We start from the raw sequence: 19366 nt of genomic DNA on the forward strand, positions 1-19366 counted from the left end.
CTCTCACACTAAAGATAAATACTATGACGTCACTCAATCATTTCTCTTTACTCAAACTCTCAGTAAAAGCACTGTTAGTTCTGACTTTATCTAGTATCGCAATAAGCCCTTCAGTATTTGCTGATAACACTGCTACAACAACGAACAAGACAACGGATACAACTGCTGACAATAATGCGGACCAAACCTTAGTCGGGCAGATTATCGGCGCATCTGATGTTGAATTTCCGGATTGGTTTAAAGAGAGCTTTTTAGATTTCAGGGAAGATGCTGAAGAAGCGGCAGAAGAAGGCAAACACATGCTGGTTTTTGCCGATTTAAAAGGCTGCCCTTACTGTGCAAAAATGCTGGAAGATAATTTTAAGACCGCAGAAAAAGATGGCGGCAATCTGGAATTCATCAAAGAAAACTTCGATAGCATCCACATCAATATCAAAGGCAGTCGAGAGATAGCCTTCAATGAGCAAATGGAAGTGACTGAAAGCGAACTCGCTAAAGCCCTTAAAGTCCTCTATACACCTACCTTGTTATTCATGAATGCCGATAATAAAGTCGTAGCAAGATTGAACGGCTACCGCACGCCACGCGAATTTAAAACTGTTTTGAATTACGTCAAAGATAAAGCGTATGAAACAACCGATCTTGCCAGTTACCGTAGCGAAAACCTCAACGATGTGGTGTATGAATTGCTCCCTAACAAACACTTTACTGACATCACCGACTTTCAAAAAGCCAGCGAAAAAGACAAGCCCATTGCTATTCTCTTTGAGGATAACACCTGTGGCGAATGTGAAGCTTTCCATAAAGATATTCTCACTAACCCAGATATAGATAACTTAATGAAAGCCTATAATTTTGCGCGTTTAGACGCCCTATCAGATAAAGAAATTATCGATATAGACGGCAATAAAACCACCGCCAAAGACTGGATTAAGAAGCTTGGTATCAGCTATCGTCCTGCTTTGGTGTTATATGCCGAAGGTGAAGAAAAAGCCCGCGTTACAGGCTTATTAAAAACATTCCATATGACTGAATTACTCACCTATGTTGCCGACAAAGAATATGAGACCTATGCCACCTGGCTAGAATTTGGCAAAGTCTACCAGGAGAACATACTCAAATCCGGTAAAGACATCGATATCTGGAAGTAACGCTCAGCCGTTTTAAAACTATGCATTAGACAAATATGTAACAATCTATCTTCATTTTATAGATACATTCATTGACACGTATTCAATGCGCTTTAATCAATAATAACAATCACTTCCATTACGCTTCTATAGCGTTTTTATTACTCTCTTTATCGCACTTTTATTCTGCAAACCACTCATCCGAAAAAGTAGTATTTAATGGCCATAAAACTTAGTATGGCGTTAATGCGGCAAAATGTTTGCTAGCAAATATATATATTAATAATTATAAAAGCAGATAAACCATAAACTAACGTGATACTGACCTCTAAACCAACCAAAGAAGAAACCGCATCTTTCAATCAAAGTGTATTAGAAGAAAAAGTTAATTCGACCCGGGTTATCGTGATACTTGGGGCATTGCTGTTTATTGTTTATACAATAATGGACAAATTCGGCTTGCCCGAAGAAACGTTAGAAACGATTTTTCTTGCGCGTGGAACACTTCTGGTGGTTCTTGCTTATATCTATTACCTGACTTACCAAAACATATTCCAAAAATATTACATACCCATTGTGATGGCTGGTTATTTTGCCTGTGGCATCGCCATCTCAATTGGTGTCTATGTTTCTCAAGCAGGTGAATATTCATACGATTTGTACTTTGCAGCGCTGATAATTCTGGTGGCTACCTCTTTTTCTTGGAGTTATCTACCTATAAAAGTTTCAATATTCATCAGTGCGCTTTTTATCATCACATACATCTGTATGAGAGTGTTTGCCCACAAAGACATAGAAGGTGCGCGCTTATTAACATTAATGTCTCAAGTATTTTATCTATTATCAATCGGGGTAGTCGCAGCGACCGCACAATACATTAGAGATACCTTAATCTATAAAAATATCCGATTACAAAAAAACTTAATCAAAGAAGCCGAAGAACAAACAAAAGAAGCCGAAAAACAAGAAATGCTGGCAAACCTCGATGCACTGACAGGTATACCGAATAGACGCTATATCACAGAGTGTTTAGAACTGGCGTTAAAAGATGCGCAACACACAAACACACTATTGGTTCTGATATTTTTGGACCTCAACGGATTTAAAGAAATCAATGATACCTATGGGCATGACTCGGGAGATCGAGTGCTGGAAGTCACCGCCAAACGCCTCAAACATACGATTCGAGAAGACGATTATCTGGCACGTATCGGCGGAGATGAATTTCTCATTGGATTTAAAACCGATCAATTCTCAGCCAAGTTTATCGACAGCCTCTGTGCAAAACTAAAAAAGAATATTTCAGATCCTATTGCATTTAACAAACACAAATTAAAGGTAGGCGTGAGTATAGGCTGCGCCTCATACCCGGGAGATGGGGATACCATTGATGAATTAATAAAAATTTCAGACAAACACATGTATCTGGATAAACAGGAAGGAAGACGAAGCAAAACAATGTGAACTGATGCATCGGAAAATTTAAACATCGGAAATTTTAAACATCGGAAATTTTAAACAAAGACAATTACAGAACGACTAAATAACTACGAATAAGCAAATACTCAAAATAAAAGGATAATTCTGAGAATGGCTGTTTATATGACTTTTTAATAAATATAAGAAACCACTAAAAACTAAAAAACGTGAACATAAACACTTTCAAATCAAAATACAAATCCATATCTTTTGGAGATAATCTGGCGGATGAAAAGGTCAATTCTACCCGAGTGATCGTGATACTCGGGAGTCTCCTTTATATATTGTATTCAGTAATGGATTATTTTGGGTTTACGAAAGATGTCTTAATGCAGCTCTATATCCCACGCGTAGCCAACCTTGCCTTATACGCCTTTATCTATTACCTGACCTACAAACGAGAATTCTTCCTCAAGCATTACAACAATATCCTCATGTCCGGTTATGTCGTATCCGGCATAGCGATCTGTTTTGCCATCTTCATAGCCAGAGATGGAGATTACTCACATGGTATGTATTTCGCGGCACTCATGGTTCTTGTCTATAATTCCTTTACCTGGAGTTATCTACCCATGCACTATTCAGTTATTCTGGGTGCATTGCTTCTCGTCAGTTACGCAATGATAAAAATATACATCCACCAGGATGCATCGGGTACACACTTTTTGTTATTCATTGGTCAGGTTTTTTATCTGATATCTCTCATCACCGTCGCTGCAACATCAAAAATAATCAGAGATAACCTGATCAAGAAAAACCTGTTACTTCAGAAAAAACTGACAAAAATTGCCAAGGCAAAAACTCAGGAAGCAGAAAGACACGCAAAGCTCGCAAACCTAGATGTACTCACAGGATTACCTAATCGTCGCTCCATGAGAAGCCGTATGCGCCAGGCATTGGCAGAAGCAAAACAATCGAATACCAAGCTCACCCTGATCTTCATAGACTTGAATGGATTTAAAATAATTAACGATAACTTCGGACACGACTCTGGAGATAGAGTCCTGGAAATCACCGCAAAACGTTTATTGCAAACCACACGAAAAGAAGACTATGTCGCACGCTTAGGTGGCGATGAGTTTTTAATCGGGCTTAAAACCAATTGTTTTAGCGATCAATTCGTCAAAACACTCTGCGAAAAAGTAAAAAATAGCGTATCAGCACCGATTGCATTCAAAGGTCAAAAACTACAAGTAGACGCCAGCATCGGCATCGCACAATACCCTGAAGATGGCGATAGCATCGAACAACTCATTAAAGTTGCCGACCAACGCATGTACATCAATAAGCAAAACTGCAAGATAAAAAGAACAAGTGCGATAAGTGAATTACTCAGCTAAACATAAGCTGATATCACTTTCACGACTAATTAAAAGCCACCCCCTACCTTTAAGGCACTTTTTTAAATGCTTAGCTTAAGTCGTAATCAACCAGATACCTACGCCAATCATCAAAGTACCCGCAATACGATTCATAATGCGCACATTACTGCGCTCTCGTAATAGATGCGCCAGCGATTGTCCACCGATTGCATACAAGGTCAGCGAGAAAAATTCGATAGTTAAAATGATCAATAACAACACCGACAACTGTGGCAACAACGGCAAAGACTGATCAATAAAAGGCGGCAACAACGCCACGAAAAACGCCCACCCCTTAGGGTTAGCAATAGCCGTTACAAAGCCCTGAGTCGCCAGTGACAAACGCGAAACCTGTACGCCTTCCTCAGACACTTCCTGAATCGCCAAACGCCCACGAGAACGCCACATCTGAATCCCGATATAACCCAAATACAAACCACCCGCCCACTTAAAAACGGTAAAGAAATCCGGGTACTTCAGCATAATCGCAGCCACTCCGATCATGGATAACACCACCACCGAACCAACCCCAATCAACTCGCCCGCCATCATCCAGAATGTCTTGCGCACACCAATCGTCATGCCCAATGTCATCGACAACGTCATACACATACCCGGCGTCGTAGAAACAAACAAAAACGTGGGAATAAACACTGCCAACATCGCGGCATTAATAATTAGAAAAGTCATGGAGCGGAGATTAGGATAGAAATGCAGAGGATTCAATTTATTGTTGTAAGGAAAAGTAAAATAAAGGCACCCCCCTACTTATGGGCAGTTTTTCTGGTTTTAAAAATAGCTGGCAGTCTATAATAATTGAGTTAGATGGAATCTGTACTAACAGGTAAAATACAGAATCTGTTTAATAAACTGTTAGGTATCTGTTACGCAAAGTCAGTAATATCTTAGTTTCAAAATTATATTTATGAATCAACATAGTGTTCAAAAAGCTTACCTAAAAAACTTTGAAGTAAACGGAAGAATATGTGTTTATGATAAAGACCTAGGTAAATATTTTAAAAGATCAGCTAATCATTGTGCCTCTGAAACAGATTATCAATCAGAGGAATTTGAGAGTTTTCAAAATAAAAAAATAGAAAGCCCCGGAATATTAAAACTAAGAGCATTAGCTGAAGACATTCCTCTTAAAGAAGGTGATTTAGAGGTGATACTAAAGTGGACAGCTCTTCATGGCTTAAGAAGTAAGCTCTTCCGAAAAAGCTCAGGTGTTGACTATCAAGCTGAGTTTAAGGAAAGACTTGAAATTGATTCATTATTTGCAAATTATTTTCAGTACGCTTTTGTCTACAAGAGTCCTAAAGATAAATACTTCATTACTTCGGATCATCCTGTCATAGACTTTACAGTCCAAAATAAAATTAGCAGAATTTTAGTTTGGTCACCAACTCTTGCCTTTGGTTTCTCTTCCATTGATGATTTTCCTATACACGAAGTAGAAACTACAGAAATAATAAACTCTATGATTTACAGTTCATGCAATAATGAAATTTTTACTAATCAAAGTACTTTACCCATTGAAACATATGAAGCTCATATTAAAAAGTGGGAACTGGAATATGAATTTAAAGATAGAAAGTTTAGTGTGAAATATTAGATATATACCAAACAAATTGCTTCATCGGAAAAACTACTCGCTGAGTAAGGCGTTAGACTAATTCAGAGATTTAACAATGGGATATAATTTATACATCACTAGGAAAGAGAATCATTGGGATGAATCAGGCAGCAAGATTTCAAAGAAAGAATGGTTAGAATATGTCTCGAAAGATTCAGAACTTATTATCGATAGTAAATCTAAAGACTATGTAATATTAAAGAATTCAGGCGACTCAGCACCTTGGTTGTTTTGGAGTGAAACTGGTGTCATTGACAGTAAAAACCCACCGCATTTCTTTATTGAAAAAATGATTTCCATAGCAACTGATATGGATGCAAAGGTTCAGGGAGATGATCTAGAAATTTATACCTCTATTCCAAATGGTTACAAGTTAATCACAGATGCGCAGCCACCAGTTATGATTGAATATCATAGAAAGGCTATGAACGGCAAAGTTGAATATACTGAGATACTAACTTCAAATAATAAACCTACAGCAACCCTGCAAAATAAAGAAAAGGCTTCAGTAAATACATTTTCACTACTGTTATTATTACTTGTTGTATTGGCTGTGGGTTATTTTGTTATAAGTCGATTAATTAAATGAGTCAAAAGTCTAACGAGTACATGCATTCAACCAACAAAAGCAAGGTTACTGCGTCACCCTACTATTTCATTCATCTGATGTAGGCGTCACGAATCAAACCGAGGTTAAACAGTTGTTTTCATTAAATAGATCCATGATGTATTCCTTTGTTGACTCAATCTGGTTTGCTTTTATGGTTTTTAATCCGATTATGTCTCTGGTTATACTTTTTAATACTGTAAAAATCACAACAACATTTAATAAACTGATGCTGTTATCTACCCAGGTGGGTTCTGGTTAATCGTTATAGCCGTATTAGTGATGTCATTATTATCTGTTTATTTTGTTTATCTGAGTAAAACTATAACGACTAAACTTGGTATATTGTTTTTTTCAACGATTGCGCCATTATTTATGCTGTGCTTTGGCTTATATCAAATGTATGAAAATATAGGTTGGGGTTTTGTTACTTAAACTGTCTGCTGCAAAAAACATTAAATTTTTCATCTAATATAAATATGTATAACAATTTTTTGCAACGGTAAACCACTAACTAGAATCGTATACATTATGAATATCGAGATATGGATAACATTCGTCGCCTCATCCGTTATATTACTAATCATACCTGGGCCTACGATTCTCACAGTAATAAGTTATTCTATTTCTCACGGGTATAAGGCCAAGATACCATTAATTTTAGCGGTAGCACTTGGCGATTCCACAGCACTTGCTCTTTCTTTACTCGGTTTGGGGGCTCTGTTAACTGAATCTGCTTTTTGGTTTCAGACCGTAAAATGGGCTGGTGGACTGTATTTAATATATTTAGGGTTTAAACTCTTTATGTCTGGAGTTAGCCCACTAACTATAAGTAAAGGCAAAAAAGAAATCACAAGCTCGCAATTGTTTGTAAATACTTATTTGGTTACAGCTTTAAACCCTAAGGGCATTATTTTCTTCGTCGCATTTTTACCCCAGTTTATAAATACGAATACTGAGGTGACCACCCAACTTTGGATACTTGCAATTACATTTGTTGCATTGGCCATACTCAATGCCACTTTATACGCAGTATTTGCTGGTAAAGCTCAAAAGCTTTTGTCGTCGCCAAAAACACAACGTATATTTAATATCTGTGGTGGGTCTCTGCTTACTACCGCTGGTTTATGGGCATTATCAGTCAAACAGTCACAATAAAGCTTACACGCATTTAAGGCTTTATCTTTTTGGAATTGCAAGCTTTGCGCTACACTTCTCACTTAAGCATAATTGATAGTCAAATTTCTCAAATAGAATATCAACATTAAGCACTTAGGCTGTTTTTATTCACCCCATACTTTTTTTAGCAAAGTTAGCCAATTCTCGCCCATGATCTTTCGAACCTGTCTCTCTGAGAAGCCTTTTGTTAATAATGCCTCTGTGAGGTTTGGAAATTCGCCAACTGTGCGTATTCCTTTAGGGTTTATAATTTCTCCGAAACGTGTAAGGCGTCGTGCATAGCCTTTATCATGAGTCAGATATTCGAAGAAACTCTGATCCTGATCCTGTGTAAAATCAGTACCGATACCGATATTATCTTCACCTACAATATTGTATATATAATCTATTGCTTCTACATAGTCCTCAATAGTCGAGGAAATACCATTCTTGAGGAAAGGAGTAAACATGGTTACGCCAACAAATCCTCCATGATCTGCAATAAACTTTAGTTCTTGATCAGATTTATTACGTGGATGTTCTTTTAAACCATTTGGTAAACAATGCGAATATGCGACAGGTTGCTTTGATTCAAGAATAACTTCTTCTGAAGTCTTTGAGCCAACATGTGATAAATCACATAGCACACCAACACGATTCATTTCGGCAACGATTTCTCGACCGAAATCAGACAAGCCTCCATCTCTCTCATAACAGCCTGTTCCAACCAAATTTTGAGTGTTGTAACACATCTGCACAATACCAACTCCAAGGTCTTTGAATATTTGCACATAACCTATTTGATCTTCATAAGCATAGGTATTCTGGAATCCCATGATGACACCAGTTTTTCCCTCACGCTTTGCACGATGAATATCTTCAGTGGTGTGTACTTTTATCATCAAATCACTGTTTGTTTCTATTAATTGATTCATTTCAACAACATTATTAATCGTATTTTGAAAATTTTCCCAAAACGAAACTGTACAGTTAGCTGCCGTTAACCCCCCTTTTGCCATATCTTCAAAAAGTTTTCGGCTCCATTTTGCACATAGCAGGCCATCTATTACAATTGAGTCTTTGTGTAAATCCACTGGTTTCATACATCTTTTCCTTTTGGTTCTTAATCCGTTCATGAGAAGGATCTTTGTTCTGTAATAACTTGATACAATTAACAATTGCAGCACGATATAAAATATAAATATTCTTTTCTTAGTAACTCACTCCTGTCTCAATATCTAAGGGAGTTATCTATCAGTCAGTTAAATAATTTGATATTAGGATTGGCTCATGGCTTATATTGGATAACAAAATAGACGGTTTGCTATGAAAATAGAGCATTAGGTAACCAAAGAACTATGGAGGGAAATACTGTTAATAATGCTACTGCCATCAATAGAATCAACCAGTAAGGTAAAGACGCTTTAGCAGCTTGTGCAACATTAACTTCATCTTTAGTAATAGCACTTAGTACGAATAGATTAAGACCTACTGGTGGAGTAATCATCCCTACTTCCATTAATAACGTAACGATTATTCCAAACCAAACTGGGTCAAACCCCAAGCTTGTAACCATTGGGAATGTTATGGGAAGTGTCATTAGTAATAGTGAGATTCCATCAAAGAAGCAACCTAGAATGAGGTAAACAAGAACCACCATCACTAATACGCCATAACGATTAAATCCTAGTTCATTGATAATTTCGACAGCTTCTCGTGGTAATCCTAATAGGCTTACGGCTTGCGAAAGAATAGAGGTTCCGACTAAAATGAGAGCAATTGTCCCAAACATAAAAGATGCACGGTTAAATGCTTGCCACAACTTTTTTGTAGTTAGGTCTCCCCAAAAAAAACCAATCACGATTGCAGCAGCTACACCTAATGCCGCTGCTTCTGTCGGTGTTGCGATACCCATATAAATGGTACCCAGCACGAAAAATATTAATATTGGAAGTGGCCATACTTGCATAAGACCTAATCCAACCTCTTTCCAACTAAATGGTTCTGTTGCTGGAGGGGCAATCTGGTTTCCTAAACGCGCCCTGATAAATATCCAGGTAGAAAAACCAATAGCTATAATTACCCCAGGAATCAAACCTGCCATAAATAATTTGCCGATAGAGACACTTTGCGTTGCTCCATAAATTAGAAGAGCAAGGCTTGGGGGAATTAATAATCCAAGAGTACCTCCTGCAGCCAATGTTCCCACCACCATACTAGGTGAATAGCCACGTTCTTTAAGCTCGGGGTAACTAACAGAACCAATTGCGGCTGCTGTCGCAGTACTTGAACCACTAACTGCTCCAAAGAGAGTACAGACAGCAATATTAGTATGTAATAACTGACCTGGAACCCGGCGAAACAAAGGTGTTAAACCATTATAGACTCTGGCTGATACACCACTAGCTAGTAAAATATCACCGAGGATTATAAATAGAGGAACTGCACTTAAAGTGAACTCTGTGAGTAGATTCCATGAAGAATTAATCGCTAAGGATGACGCTCCATTGGCCTGAAAGTGAAGTAGTATAAAACCAGTTAGACCTAAAGCTGCTGCTAGAATAGCGCCACTGCTTAGGAGAACTGCTAAACTTGAACTTAAAATAAACCAACTCATTGTTTTATTTCCTTCATAGTGTTGTTAAATAAATGTTTGAAGAGTTTATTTATTTCAACAATGACACAGAGAATCATCGATAAAGGCATTAAAGCCATCCAAGGCCAAAGTAATATGCCGCTAACATCAGTTCTAGAGTTTATTTGTTTCGAAAACCCCATATATTTCCAAGCTTGGTAAGTAAACACGACTGCAAATGTTATAAAGACCAGCATTCCAAAATAGGCACATATTTTTTGAAGAAAAGAGGGCATTCTTTTTATGAGTAGATCAAGACTGATATGCCCTGATTCATTTAATATATGTGGAAATGTTGTAAAGGCCATTGTTAAAAAGAGAAGGCCTGCAAGTTCATCCGAAAATGAAATGGGTTGTCCTAAAACATATCGTAACAAAGTACTTACAAGTACTAATAAGGCCATAACAGCACCTGAAAATACTCCAATCTTAAAGAAGCTCTTCGCGGTGAAATCTATAGCTCTGGAAAGTTTTAACATTAAACTTCTCCTTTAATAATTTTTATTACAGGACGTATTAATCATTATCGTCATGACATAAATAAAATAATCGTAATTATTGGCTCTGATATAAAATATCAAAGCCAATAAAGCCCTCATCTATTTCGTCAAACTAGACACTGTTTTGTAATACCCCAATCCTTCTTGGCCAGACTTTTCAGCCATTTCCTTCCATGCCTTACTGGATGCTTCAACAAAACTTTTTATATCGTTTTCACCAAACTTTGGAAGTATTGTTATGCCAAGAGTAATACGTTCTTCTCGCGCTTTATTTTCTCGTTCATCATCAACAGCTAATTTTTGAGTCTCATTCCACACTTGGTTTCCCGCTTCAGAAAGAGCATTTTGTTGTTTTTCATTTAGAGAATCCCAAGTTTTTTTACTTACACCGAACATCCAAGGAGATGCAGCCCATGGATGAAGATAAGCTTCATACTTTGTGACTTCTTGAAGTGATACCGTTTTAGCAACTGTTGATAGATAATATGCACAATCTACAACACCAGTTTGAAGAGCTAGATACATATCGTTTTGAGGGATTACTTGGGCTGATATACCTAAATTTTTGAATGTATCAACTAGATGTCCGGACCATACTCTTACCTTTTTGTTCTTGAGGTCTTTAAGAGTATTTATTGGTTCTTTGCAATGCATTCCCACATCAAATACAGGTGCGACAACTCCACCTACTGTTTTGATATCCCATTTTGCATAAGCTTTTTGATAGATATCACGTAACGTCGGAAGCACTTTTAAATGCTGACTACTCTCTGTGATTGCACCTTGCGCATAAACAGAAGCTAGGGCTGGAGCATCACGTTTATAATATTCTCCATACATTAAACCTATATCCACAATACCGGCTTGAAGCGTACGAAGCATATCGGCCTCTTTAAGACCTAGTGAACCTGCATGATAGACATCTACTTTAAGAGTGCCTCCTGACTTTTCTTTAACCAGTTCAGAGAAATGCTCTATATGTGCTGCTTCAGGACGCGACTGAGCTAATCCACTATGAAACTTTAAAGTTTTTATTTCTTCTGCTTTGGCACTAAATAAGCTCCCTAAACTACATGCGGTTATTATTGCTACTACGATTGATTTTTTAAACATATTCGTTCTCCAGTATCATTGACTTAAGGATTTCTAATGGTTTTTAAAAAACTGTCACTCTCATTTATGGTTTGAGTGCAGATGTTCTCCTCGATACGTGCCTTTTATATTGGCATATACATAGTGCTCATGACCTTCCTTTAGAGTGCTCATGAGGTCATTTTTTATAGCTGGTTTTTCATGATTTTTTAAACATAGAAACTTAACAATTGTTAAGTAATACCCTCCTTCCTGATTAGGAATGATGAAAGAATTTGTTTCCAGGTATCTAAAAGTTCTGCGTAATATTCGGGGTCATCACGTAATACTGACTGCAAGGCCATTCCACGTAATAAGCATAAAGTCATATTTAGCAAAGTTTCTACACGAGCTGGGGAGGTTTCAGTAACCTCATATAAACGATTCCAAATATCATCAAGTCTTTGATGAAGTGTTTTAATCAAAGGGATCAATCTATCTGTAAGGTCTGGGTCAGTACGTGAAGCAGTGATTAACTCTAATGACGCGAAGAAGAAACGACCATGAAAAAATTTATCTAATGTGGCATGTAGAAAGTTGTTTACATCGCCTCCTGACTTTTTAAGTTCTATCGATAAAACTTCAATCTCATCTATAAATTCCAAGAAAAGATATTCTGTAGCAGCCGTGATTAAACCCATTTTGTTGCGATAATGATGAACTTGTGCTCCTCGTGAAACGCCAGCTCTTTTGACTACTTCAACTGTTGTGGTATGCATATAACCGCATTCAATGAGGCAGTCTATAGTTGCCTCTAATAATAGAGTCTGGGTTTCAGAGCTACGTTGAACTTGTGTTCTTTTAATATCATTCATCTTTTTATCCATGGTTACTTAATTATGATTATTAAAAATAAAACATACAGTCCAGTATGTTTGTTTTATTTTTAATGTCAAGTCAGAATATAATTAAAAAAAAATAATTACATCAATGATGTTTTTCAGAGAGTTTTTTTGGTTGTATAGAGAATTTCGTAAAAGATATTTTCTCTTGAGATAAAATAAATAGCATGAGCACACCAAAAATCAGTAGCCAAATTACGTGGGTTTACACAGACAACCTAGAATAGACTTGCAAATTATACGCCGTAGATATCGGACTTGAACTCGAAATAGATGAAGGTTTAGCACGAATATTTACAGTGACATCCTCCGCTAGAATTGGCGTTTGTACCGCCTTCGACGACAATCGAGTGGCGAACCTAAGAGCAGTCTTATTACATTTGTCAGCGTTGATATTGCTGACTGGTACGAACGTCTATTAGATCGTGGCGTGACAATTATTGATGCTCCGCATGTACTCGAAGCTTTCAATATTTACACGCTATTTGTTGCTGATCCAAATGGTTATATGATTGAATTCCAGAAGTTTTTAGATTGACGAATACCTTGGTTTATAAACAACTATTTTTATCGAACAACCAAACTTTTTAAGCCAGAAAGTACTACTAGTACAATGACATATTGAAAGGAGAAAAATTATTAACTTTAAACGGGTTTTAACGCTTTTAATTATATTAAGTTGTTATCACACTCAAGCATTTGCCGAGCAGATGATAAAAATACGAGTGTCTGAATTCCCTCCTAATTATTATAAAGACGCTAACGGAGACTGGACTGGCTTAGGCGTCGAATTGGCCTCGGCTATCGTAAAAAAAGCGGGATATGAGCCTGCATTCATTAACGAGCCTTGGGCACGCGCGCTTGAATCCATGAAAGAAGGTAGTCTTCAATATATGACTAACTTGAAAAAAGCGGATGAACGATCAGTATTTATCAACTGGATTGGTCCTGTTCGAAATGGTGAAGTGAGACTTATTGTAAAGAAGTCTAATGAGCATCTTCCGATAAAGTCATTGAACGATTTCATTACTATTTCTAACAATAAAAAAAGCAAGTTCGGCTATCTGGGAAATATGGAATATACAGAAGAATTTAAAAAACGTTTTGCGAGTGACCATGAATTTAAAGATTCATTTGAACCTATACAATCAGCCGAATTGAATTTTAAAAAAGTCATGGCGGGAAGAATAATCGGTTTCTTTGAGACCACCATCTCAGCCGAATACCGCATTAAGAATGATCCTGATTATAAAGAACTCGCAACACATCCGTTTGTACTGAGAAGAACGCCGGTATATCACGGAGTGAGTAAAAAAGGTGTTGATAAAGAAACTCTGGGTAAACTCCAAGAAGCTTTTGATACATTACAAAAAGACGGAAGCATTGAGAAAATAGTACAGAAATATCAGTGATCCAATAAATAATCGTCCAGAATAAAGGTTGTTTGAGCGAAGCGACCTGCCTTCATACCCATTATTTTTCCCTTAGGTTTAGAAACTATGATGTTGTGAAGTAAACGGTATTTATTTGCTTACATTTCTTGATGCTGTATCTATATGTATGAATATGGACAAGACAGTAACTCGTAGCTTTGAATATGAAACAATAATCCAATATCACTCTCTATTTACCTCCTCTATTTACAACCGCAATTTACAGCTCTTTATCATCGCTATCCCACCCATCTCATTTCTACCTTTCATATTCATTCCCCCCTTCAGTAATAAATAGTAAAAACAGTATCAACTAAAAAGAAAACACCCCATAACGTTCAGACTTAAAAATTGACCACTTATCATTATCAATGAACCAATACAGCCCCACCTATCACGTACTTTTAAATCTTAATGCTTTATATAAATTATTCAGATTGAGTTAATACGTCAAATGTTAATATAAGAATAAAAAAAGAAGAAAAACCTAGGAGAAGAAAATGACTGATCTTGCAATGTCACCCGCAGAACAAAAGTCTCATGGTAAAAAAGTAGGAGAAATCCTGGTTCGTGATTACGGTAAAAAGAAATACTATTCATGTGCGCACATCAAGAAAGCTTCGTTAGAAGTTAAACAAGGTTTTGATTGGCATAGTTGGGCAATGAGTTTATTTGCGTCGCCTTCCGGCTTTAGTAGTTATCATGACTCGATTGGTGAAGATTTTGATTATTCTGAGATGAAATCTGAAATGACGGCTGCGATGACGAATGGAGCATCTAAAAAGTGGTTTGATGCGAGTATGTCTTGGTTGGATTGGCCGAATGTTGATTTGCAGACAGTTTTTGATTTTTACGATTAATTAAAATACCAAACGCACCCCCCTACTTATGGGCGTTTTTTTATTACGCGTTTTTATCACTCCTTTGGGTATCGTTTATATCGTTAGGAATTTGCTGAACTAATTCGGCCCTTAACTATTTAGTTGCTAAGGACTAATCCGATTAATTTTATCGCTGCTTAGCTTTATGCTTATTGTCAGCGCTGCTATTCAAAGTGGATGACGCTTAATCTATCTAATGCGCCAACTGATTGATCTCCAATTATGCCTTCAGTTATTTCTTACTAATATGAGATCGCTATAGCTGTTGTATCTAATTTTTAACTAATGCTTTTCTGAGGTCATATTTAAGACCACATTTATAGCACCAATGTCACCTTCACTATTAGCCGCATTGCTTTGTACCAACGCTGTACTTTTTGCTGGCGAAAATGCAAAACAACTAATGATAAGGGCTATATAAAATACTCCGCGAACGCCGCGACTGCTGGCTAGTGTAGTGAATTGATTAACGAGCTTCATTGTCTTCTCCCAGTTTACCAGGCTCAAATATAATCGAGGCTACCTTCACGTTCTGTGAAATCCATCACGTTTCATTGAATCTCTTTGTATTTATTGCCTTGTATTTCGGTGCGATTCAATAAACTCGCTAATATTTACTATTCGTAAAACATAAAGCCACCCCCCACCTTTGGGGCCCTTTTTTCACCGCATTGTTCCGCATTGTGTATTTCTGTAATTATTTATCACTTTAGATATCTCTCTAACTGCCGTTAAAACGCCATCTGGCACATCTATTCAGTTTGTTTTTACTTATTTATTCAGTTTTTTTAGCTCTTTTTTAAACATCTAAGTTACAGCTAAGTTACAGCTAAGTTTCATTCTTTATTCTTCTACTCACGTTAAAACTAAAAATAGCGTTTTGCTAATTATTTAACGGTTTTTTAATAGTGAAACTTATTCTTAATAGTGAGAAATAGAGGGATAAACACAATGAAACATTTTAGTAAAACCATAATCTCAACGCTTATTGGTACGGGTCTTCTTGGTTCTGCAATTATTGCTCAAGCGGGCAGTAATGATAAAAAAGAAACGGAAGTCATCTCGTTTACTGAGTCATCAATCACCATTGATAAAGCGCTGGAAATAGCACTCACAACGGTTCCAGGAAAAGCGAAAGCAGTCGAGTTTGATAATGAACACGGCAAATCAGTCTGGGAAGTTGAAGTGGTTGATTCGAACAAACTAATACACGAATTAGAAATAGATGCGGCTTCTGGCAAGGTGCTGAAGCAGAAACTTGATTACAAAGATTAAGTCTTAAATCTACAGTCTAATCAAAAATAAAGAACAGTCACCAGCATTTTGCTGGTGGCTATTTATAAGGAGTATACAATGCAAACTCAAACATTTTATCAACAGATGTCACAGCGAAAACCTTCGTTTGCCAAGATTGCCATGTTGTCTGTTATCGCTAGTGTGGTTCTTTTGAGCGGCTTTATGTTTAGCCTAATTTTAATGGCTGTTTCAGCTATCATCTTTCCTTTTGTGGCATTTAAACTGTGGCGCTTACAACGACAACATCAGAAGGATATAAGCTTAGGTCAGGCGGCTGTGATTAAAAATGGCGAGATCATTGATGCCGAATACACGGTTGTGGATGAGCCTTTGAAATAACGCGATTGATAAAACCGTTTTTGTTAATATGCTATGACTATTCCTTAGCGATTTTCATTAGAGATCTTCGTTAGAGATTTTCAATAGATATACTCATTACAGATTAGAGTTTTTATAACAATGACAAATACGGCAAATCAAATATGCGCATTCTACTGGTAGAAGATGACGAATCTATCGGCAATGCGATTAAGCAGGCACTTAATGATGCATCCTACGCGGTCAACTGGGTAAAGGATGGCATTACTGCCTTGTCTAGCCTTAACACCGAAGAATATTCGCTGGTATTGCTGGATTTGGGTTTACCCGGTAAAAATGGTTTAGAGGTCTTGCATGAGTTACGCAAAACGAAAAGCCTGCCTGTGATCGTGATAACGGCGAGAGATGCCGTTGAAGACCGTATTCAGGGACTGGATTTAGGCGCAGATGATTATCTGGTCAAACCTTTCTCGATTGATGAATTACACGCCCGTATGCGTGCCGTGGTCCGACGCAATCATGGTGTTGCCACCCCTATTCTTTCTAATTCTCTGTTAGAACTTGATCCTGCCACACGCGAAGTCAGCCGAGATGGCGAATCGTTTCCCTTATCTGCACGCGAGTATGCCTTGCTACAAACGCTGATGCTTAGACCTGGCACTATTTTCTCACGCGATAATCTGGAAGAAAGCATTTACGGCTGGAATGAAGAAGTCGCGAGTAATGCGATCGAGTTTATCATTCACGCATTGCGTAAAAAACTGGGCAAAGATGCAATTAAAAATATCAGGGGCATGGGCTGGATGGTCAGCAAATGATGCAACAAAAATCACTGCAACGAGAGTTGTATCGCTGGATCATTCTCAGCGCGTTGGTTTTAGTAGTGTTCGGTGGTGCAATCGCTGGGGCATTGGCTTTTCAGCAAGCCAGAGAATTACAAGACAATACACTGATTGAAATTTCATTATTGGTACGTAACGGTCAATTAGATTTTTCTGATTTCAATGAAGATGAACAACACGCCAGAAGAAAAAAGAAACTCAGCGAGAAGATTCATGATCGCAATGAAGATTTCCGAGACGAACATAATATCGAAGATGAAACCACCATCATCATCCACGAATTAGGCATCAGCGATAATTTAAAAGGCATCCCGCCAGATATAAGCGACGGTTTAAAAACCATCACCTTGGGCGATGACAAATGGCGCGTACTGGTGATGAGCCAGTTTTACAGCGATCGCCGCTTTATCATCGCGCAACCTACCGAGTTAAGAAACAATATTGCATGGAGCAGTAGCATCAGCACTTTTTTGCCGATTCTGTTACTGGTAAGTATTCTATTATTGATGATTCATATCATCATTCGTCGTCAGTTTAAATCACTGAATCTATTGGTGAAAAACATCGATCGGCAAGATGGTACACAGCTAAAGGAACTCTCTGAAAAGAATATTCCTCTAGAAATTATCCCCTTTGTGAGCTCTATTAATGCGCTGATCTCCAGAGTAAAACAGGTGATGCACAAGCAACACCGATTCATCGCCGATGCTGCGCATGAATTACGCACCCCAATTACAGCATTGTCATTACAGGCAGAAAACGTCACGCATGCCAACGATGATGCCGAGCGAAATGAACGACAAAAACAACTGAAACAAGGCTTTGATCGTTTGGGCAATCTGGTGGCGCAATTACTCGATCTGGCACGTTTGCAAAGCAGTGACGAGGTTGAGGCACAAACCGTTAGTTTTAATGATGTGGTGAAAAGTGCGATTGCCGATCTCTTTCCATTAGCGGAATCTGCCGAGATTGATTTGGGCATGTTACATCAGGATAAGGCGATCAACGTCAAAGACCAAAACGGTCGATTAGGCCAATTAGTGCATAATGCGATTGGCAATGCGATTCACTACACACCCGCATCAGGAAAAGTGGATATCAGCCTGTTTAAACAGGGAAATAAAGCGATATTACTGGTGGAAGATACCGGCATCGGCATCCCTGAAGATGAACTGCAGCAAGTGATGGAACCGTTCTATCGTGTATTAGAAAGTGGTAAACCTGGTAATGGTCTGGGCTTGGCAATCAGCCACGAAATTGCAGAACACTTAAACGGTAAGATTCACCTATCGAACCAAAAAGAAGGCGGCTTATGCTTTCGTTATGAGCAAGACCTGGTTAGTGACTAAATGTATGCTTGAGTGCATTAATAAGTGCATATTTAAGTAAACAATAAAGTAAATAGTTAAGTACATGATAGATAAGATCATTTCTACAATCGTGATAACACAAAATCATAGATCGTTTCAAAACCGAAGCCACCCCCCTACTTAGGGGGCTTTTTTTTGCCTTTAAAAAACACAACGCAGGGTAATTTTTTAAAGATTATCCGAACTAATATGCCCATTAAACCTACATACCATCAAGCTATTGATGCACGTTGTAGGATCTTAAGACGCTAACCATTAACGAATAAATGTCGCTTCCTATCTAACGTACTGAGAAACAAACAAAAAACGTATCGTAACTAACGTATCTTAATGTATAGGTAAAAAATGCGAATATTTTCTAGTGTATTGTTTTCAGCGCTCGTACCGACTTTTTTGATTCTGCTATTACCCTCACTGGTAAATAGTCAAGGGATAAATCTTAGGCAGTCATTAGCACTTTTTCTACCGATTTACGTGGCTTCATTTGCTGGATTATTAATTATAGGTTTACCTATTTATTACGCTTTAAAACAATACAAATTGCTATCGACGTTTAATCTCGCGCTTTCTGGTGCGTTGGCTGGAGTTATCTACTTTTTGTTTTTAACCTGGTTATTACTCACTGTGCTAACAGAAGGTCATTTTGTATTAGAACCCCTCACGATGCTTTGGGGTTGTGTACTAGGTTTAATAACCGCAGCTGCTTTTGGTAATTTTTTAGGGCTTAACAACAGGGATTATTAGTTC

21 protein-coding genes are annotated in these 19366 nt (G+C 37.7%); 14 read left to right on the forward strand and 7 right to left on the reverse strand.

All coding sequences use genetic code 11. The features are described from left to right. Positions 1 to 23: 23 nt before the first annotated feature. The 3 genes from EV695_RS08490 (at position 24) to EV695_RS08500 (ending at position 3949) form a co-directional block, all read left to right on the forward strand. Entirely contained in the window at positions 24 to 1151 is a 1128-nt protein-coding gene (locus EV695_RS08490; RefSeq protein ID WP_131905502.1) for a thioredoxin family protein, read from the forward strand. Positions 1152 to 1445: 294 nt separating this feature from the next. Then, positions 1446 to 2594 (forward strand): GGDEF domain-containing protein, encoded by a 1149-nt coding sequence (locus tag EV695_RS08495; protein WP_131905503.1) that lies wholly within the window; start codon positions 1446 to 1448, stop codon positions 2592 to 2594. A gap of 344 nt (positions 2595 to 2938) precedes the next feature. Continuing rightward, positions 2939 to 3949: a GGDEF domain-containing protein gene (locus tag EV695_RS08500; protein WP_165874659.1), complete on the forward strand. Its 1011-nt coding sequence runs from the start codon at positions 2939 to 2941 to the stop codon at positions 3947 to 3949. 75 nt (positions 3950 to 4024) lie between these two features. Here the strand turns inward: EV695_RS08500 and EV695_RS08505 are convergent, their stop codons facing one another. Continuing rightward, complete coding sequence (locus EV695_RS08505) at positions 4025 to 4660, reverse strand: LysE family translocator (RefSeq protein WP_207907021.1); 636 nt, start codon at positions 4658 to 4660, stop codon at positions 4025 to 4027. 235 nt (positions 4661 to 4895) lie between these two features. Here EV695_RS08505 and EV695_RS08510 point away from each other — a divergent pair, with 235 nt between their 5' ends. The 3 genes from EV695_RS08510 (at position 4896) to EV695_RS08520 (ending at position 7371) form a co-directional block, all read left to right on the forward strand. Further along, positions 4896 to 5585, forward strand: a complete 690-nt coding sequence (locus tag EV695_RS08510) for a DUF4238 domain-containing protein (RefSeq protein ID WP_131905505.1) — start codon at positions 4896 to 4898, stop codon at positions 5583 to 5585. 76 nt (positions 5586 to 5661) lie between these two features. Further along, positions 5662 to 6195 carry a hypothetical protein gene (locus EV695_RS08515; protein WP_131905506.1) on the forward strand — a complete coding sequence of 178 codons (534 nt, stop codon included), beginning with the start codon at positions 5662 to 5664 and terminating at the stop codon, positions 6193 to 6195. A 549-nt stretch (positions 6196 to 6744) separates the two neighbouring features. Continuing rightward, positions 6745 to 7371: a LysE family translocator gene (locus EV695_RS08520; protein ID WP_131905507.1), complete on the forward strand. Its 627-nt coding sequence runs from the start codon at positions 6745 to 6747 to the stop codon at positions 7369 to 7371. Between the two features lie 125 nt (positions 7372 to 7496). Here the strand turns inward: EV695_RS08520 and EV695_RS08525 are convergent, their stop codons facing one another. The 5 genes from EV695_RS08525 to EV695_RS08545 all read right to left on the reverse strand — a co-directional run bounded on the left by EV695_RS08525 (position 7497) and on the right by EV695_RS08545 (position 12464). Then, a complete protein-coding gene (locus tag EV695_RS08525; protein WP_131905508.1) occupies positions 7497 to 8474 on the reverse strand; it encodes a dipeptidase in 978 nt (325 codons plus the stop codon). Between the two features lie 221 nt (positions 8475 to 8695). After that, positions 8696 to 9988, reverse strand: a complete 1293-nt coding sequence (locus EV695_RS08530) for a TRAP transporter large permease (RefSeq protein ID WP_131905509.1) — start codon at positions 9986 to 9988, stop codon at positions 8696 to 8698. Next, a complete protein-coding gene (locus tag EV695_RS08535; protein ID WP_131905510.1) occupies positions 9985 to 10485 on the reverse strand; it encodes a TRAP transporter small permease in 501 nt (166 codons plus the stop codon). The genes EV695_RS08530 and EV695_RS08535 overlap by 4 nt, the downstream gene beginning before the upstream one ends. A 120-nt stretch (positions 10486 to 10605) precedes the next feature. After that, positions 10606 to 11619, reverse strand: coding sequence for a TRAP transporter substrate-binding protein (locus EV695_RS08540; RefSeq protein WP_131905511.1), 1014 nt, complete (start codon positions 11617 to 11619; stop codon positions 10606 to 10608). A gap of 212 nt (positions 11620 to 11831) precedes the next feature. After that, entirely contained in the window at positions 11832 to 12464 is a 633-nt protein-coding gene (locus EV695_RS08545) for a TetR family transcriptional regulator (protein ID WP_131905512.1), read from the reverse strand. A gap of 340 nt (positions 12465 to 12804) precedes the next feature. Here EV695_RS08545 and EV695_RS08550 point away from each other — a divergent pair, with 340 nt between their 5' ends. The 3 genes from EV695_RS08550 (at position 12805) to EV695_RS08560 (ending at position 14772) form a co-directional block, all read left to right on the forward strand. After that, complete coding sequence (locus tag EV695_RS08550; protein WP_131905513.1) at positions 12805 to 13017, forward strand: VOC family protein; 213 nt, start codon at positions 12805 to 12807, stop codon at positions 13015 to 13017. A 172-nt stretch (positions 13018 to 13189) separates the two neighbouring features. Further along, positions 13190 to 13891, forward strand: coding sequence for a substrate-binding periplasmic protein (locus EV695_RS08555; protein WP_131905514.1), 702 nt, complete (start codon positions 13190 to 13192; stop codon positions 13889 to 13891). Positions 13892 to 14412: 521 nt separating this feature from the next. Further along, entirely contained in the window at positions 14413 to 14772 is a 360-nt protein-coding gene (locus EV695_RS08560; RefSeq protein ID WP_131905515.1) for a hypothetical protein, read from the forward strand. A gap of 303 nt (positions 14773 to 15075) precedes the next feature. On the opposite strand, the gene EV695_RS08565 is transcribed toward EV695_RS08560, so the two are convergent. Next, a complete protein-coding gene (locus EV695_RS08565; protein WP_131905516.1) occupies positions 15076 to 15273 on the reverse strand; it encodes a hypothetical protein in 198 nt (65 codons plus the stop codon). A gap of 471 nt (positions 15274 to 15744) precedes the next feature. Between EV695_RS08565 and EV695_RS08570 the strand changes: the two genes are divergently transcribed. The 5 genes from EV695_RS08570 to EV695_RS08590 all read left to right on the forward strand — a co-directional run bounded on the left by EV695_RS08570 (position 15745) and on the right by EV695_RS08590 (position 19363). Next, entirely contained in the window at positions 15745 to 16068 is a 324-nt protein-coding gene (locus tag EV695_RS08570) for a PepSY domain-containing protein (RefSeq protein ID WP_131905517.1), read from the forward strand. Between the two features lie 78 nt (positions 16069 to 16146). Beyond that, positions 16147 to 16428 carry a hypothetical protein gene (locus EV695_RS08575; RefSeq protein WP_131905518.1) on the forward strand — a complete coding sequence of 94 codons (282 nt, stop codon included), beginning with the start codon at positions 16147 to 16149 and terminating at the stop codon, positions 16426 to 16428. 143 nt (positions 16429 to 16571) lie between these two features. Then, a complete protein-coding gene (locus tag EV695_RS08580; protein WP_131905519.1) occupies positions 16572 to 17225 on the forward strand; it encodes a response regulator in 654 nt (217 codons plus the stop codon). After that, positions 17222 to 18598 carry a sensor histidine kinase gene (locus EV695_RS08585; RefSeq protein WP_131905520.1) on the forward strand — a complete coding sequence of 459 codons (1377 nt, stop codon included), beginning with the start codon at positions 17222 to 17224 and terminating at the stop codon, positions 18596 to 18598. The genes EV695_RS08580 and EV695_RS08585 overlap by 4 nt, the downstream gene beginning before the upstream one ends. Before the next feature lie 366 nt (positions 18599 to 18964). Then, the gene (locus EV695_RS08590; protein ID WP_131905521.1) at positions 18965 to 19363 is read left to right on the forward strand and encodes a hypothetical protein; all 399 of its coding nucleotides are present in this window, start codon (positions 18965 to 18967) and stop codon (positions 19361 to 19363) included. Positions 19364 to 19366 lie beyond the last annotated feature (3 nt).

Source organism: Cocleimonas flava (assembly GCF_004339015.1).
GTDB classification, from domain to species: domain Bacteria; phylum Pseudomonadota; class Gammaproteobacteria; order Thiotrichales; family Thiotrichaceae; genus Cocleimonas; species Cocleimonas flava.

Coding starts and splice junctions, on each gene's coding strand:
- EV695_RS08490 (WP_131905502.1), top strand. CDS start 24: ATGACGTCACTCAATCATTTCTCTTTACTCAAACTCTCAGTAAAAGCA.
- EV695_RS08500 (WP_165874659.1), top strand. CDS start 2,939: ATGCAGCTCTATATCCCACGCGTAGCCAACCTTGCCTTATACGCCTTT.
- EV695_RS08505 (WP_207907021.1), bottom strand. CDS start 4,660: ATGACTTTTCTAATTATTAATGCCGCGATGTTGGCAGTGTTTATTCCC.
- EV695_RS08510 (WP_131905505.1), top strand. CDS start 4,896: ATGAATCAACATAGTGTTCAAAAAGCTTACCTAAAAAACTTTGAAGTA.
- EV695_RS08515 (WP_131905506.1), top strand. CDS start 5,662: ATGGGATATAATTTATACATCACTAGGAAAGAGAATCATTGGGATGAA.
- EV695_RS08520 (WP_131905507.1), top strand. CDS start 6,745: ATGAATATCGAGATATGGATAACATTCGTCGCCTCATCCGTTATATTA.
- EV695_RS08525 (WP_131905508.1), bottom strand. CDS start 8,474: ATGAAACCAGTGGATTTACACAAAGACTCAATTGTAATAGATGGCCTG.
- EV695_RS08530 (WP_131905509.1), bottom strand. CDS start 9,988: ATGAGTTGGTTTATTTTAAGTTCAAGTTTAGCAGTTCTCCTAAGCAGT.
- EV695_RS08535 (WP_131905510.1), bottom strand. CDS start 10,485: ATGTTAAAACTTTCCAGAGCTATAGATTTCACCGCGAAGAGCTTCTTT.
- EV695_RS08540 (WP_131905511.1), bottom strand. CDS start 11,619: ATGTTTAAAAAATCAATCGTAGTAGCAATAATAACCGCATGTAGTTTA.
- EV695_RS08545 (WP_131905512.1), bottom strand. CDS start 12,464: ATGGATAAAAAGATGAATGATATTAAAAGAACACAAGTTCAACGTAGC.
- EV695_RS08555 (WP_131905514.1), top strand. CDS start 13,190: ATGATAAAAATACGAGTGTCTGAATTCCCTCCTAATTATTATAAAGAC.
- EV695_RS08560 (WP_131905515.1), top strand. CDS start 14,413: ATGACTGATCTTGCAATGTCACCCGCAGAACAAAAGTCTCATGGTAAA.
- EV695_RS08565 (WP_131905516.1), bottom strand. CDS start 15,273: ATGAAGCTCGTTAATCAATTCACTACACTAGCCAGCAGTCGCGGCGTT.
- EV695_RS08570 (WP_131905517.1), top strand. CDS start 15,745: ATGAAACATTTTAGTAAAACCATAATCTCAACGCTTATTGGTACGGGT.
- EV695_RS08575 (WP_131905518.1), top strand. CDS start 16,147: ATGCAAACTCAAACATTTTATCAACAGATGTCACAGCGAAAACCTTCG.
- EV695_RS08580 (WP_131905519.1), top strand. CDS start 16,572: ATGCGCATTCTACTGGTAGAAGATGACGAATCTATCGGCAATGCGATT.
- EV695_RS08585 (WP_131905520.1), top strand. CDS start 17,222: ATGATGCAACAAAAATCACTGCAACGAGAGTTGTATCGCTGGATCATT.
- EV695_RS08590 (WP_131905521.1), top strand. CDS start 18,965: ATGCGAATATTTTCTAGTGTATTGTTTTCAGCGCTCGTACCGACTTTT.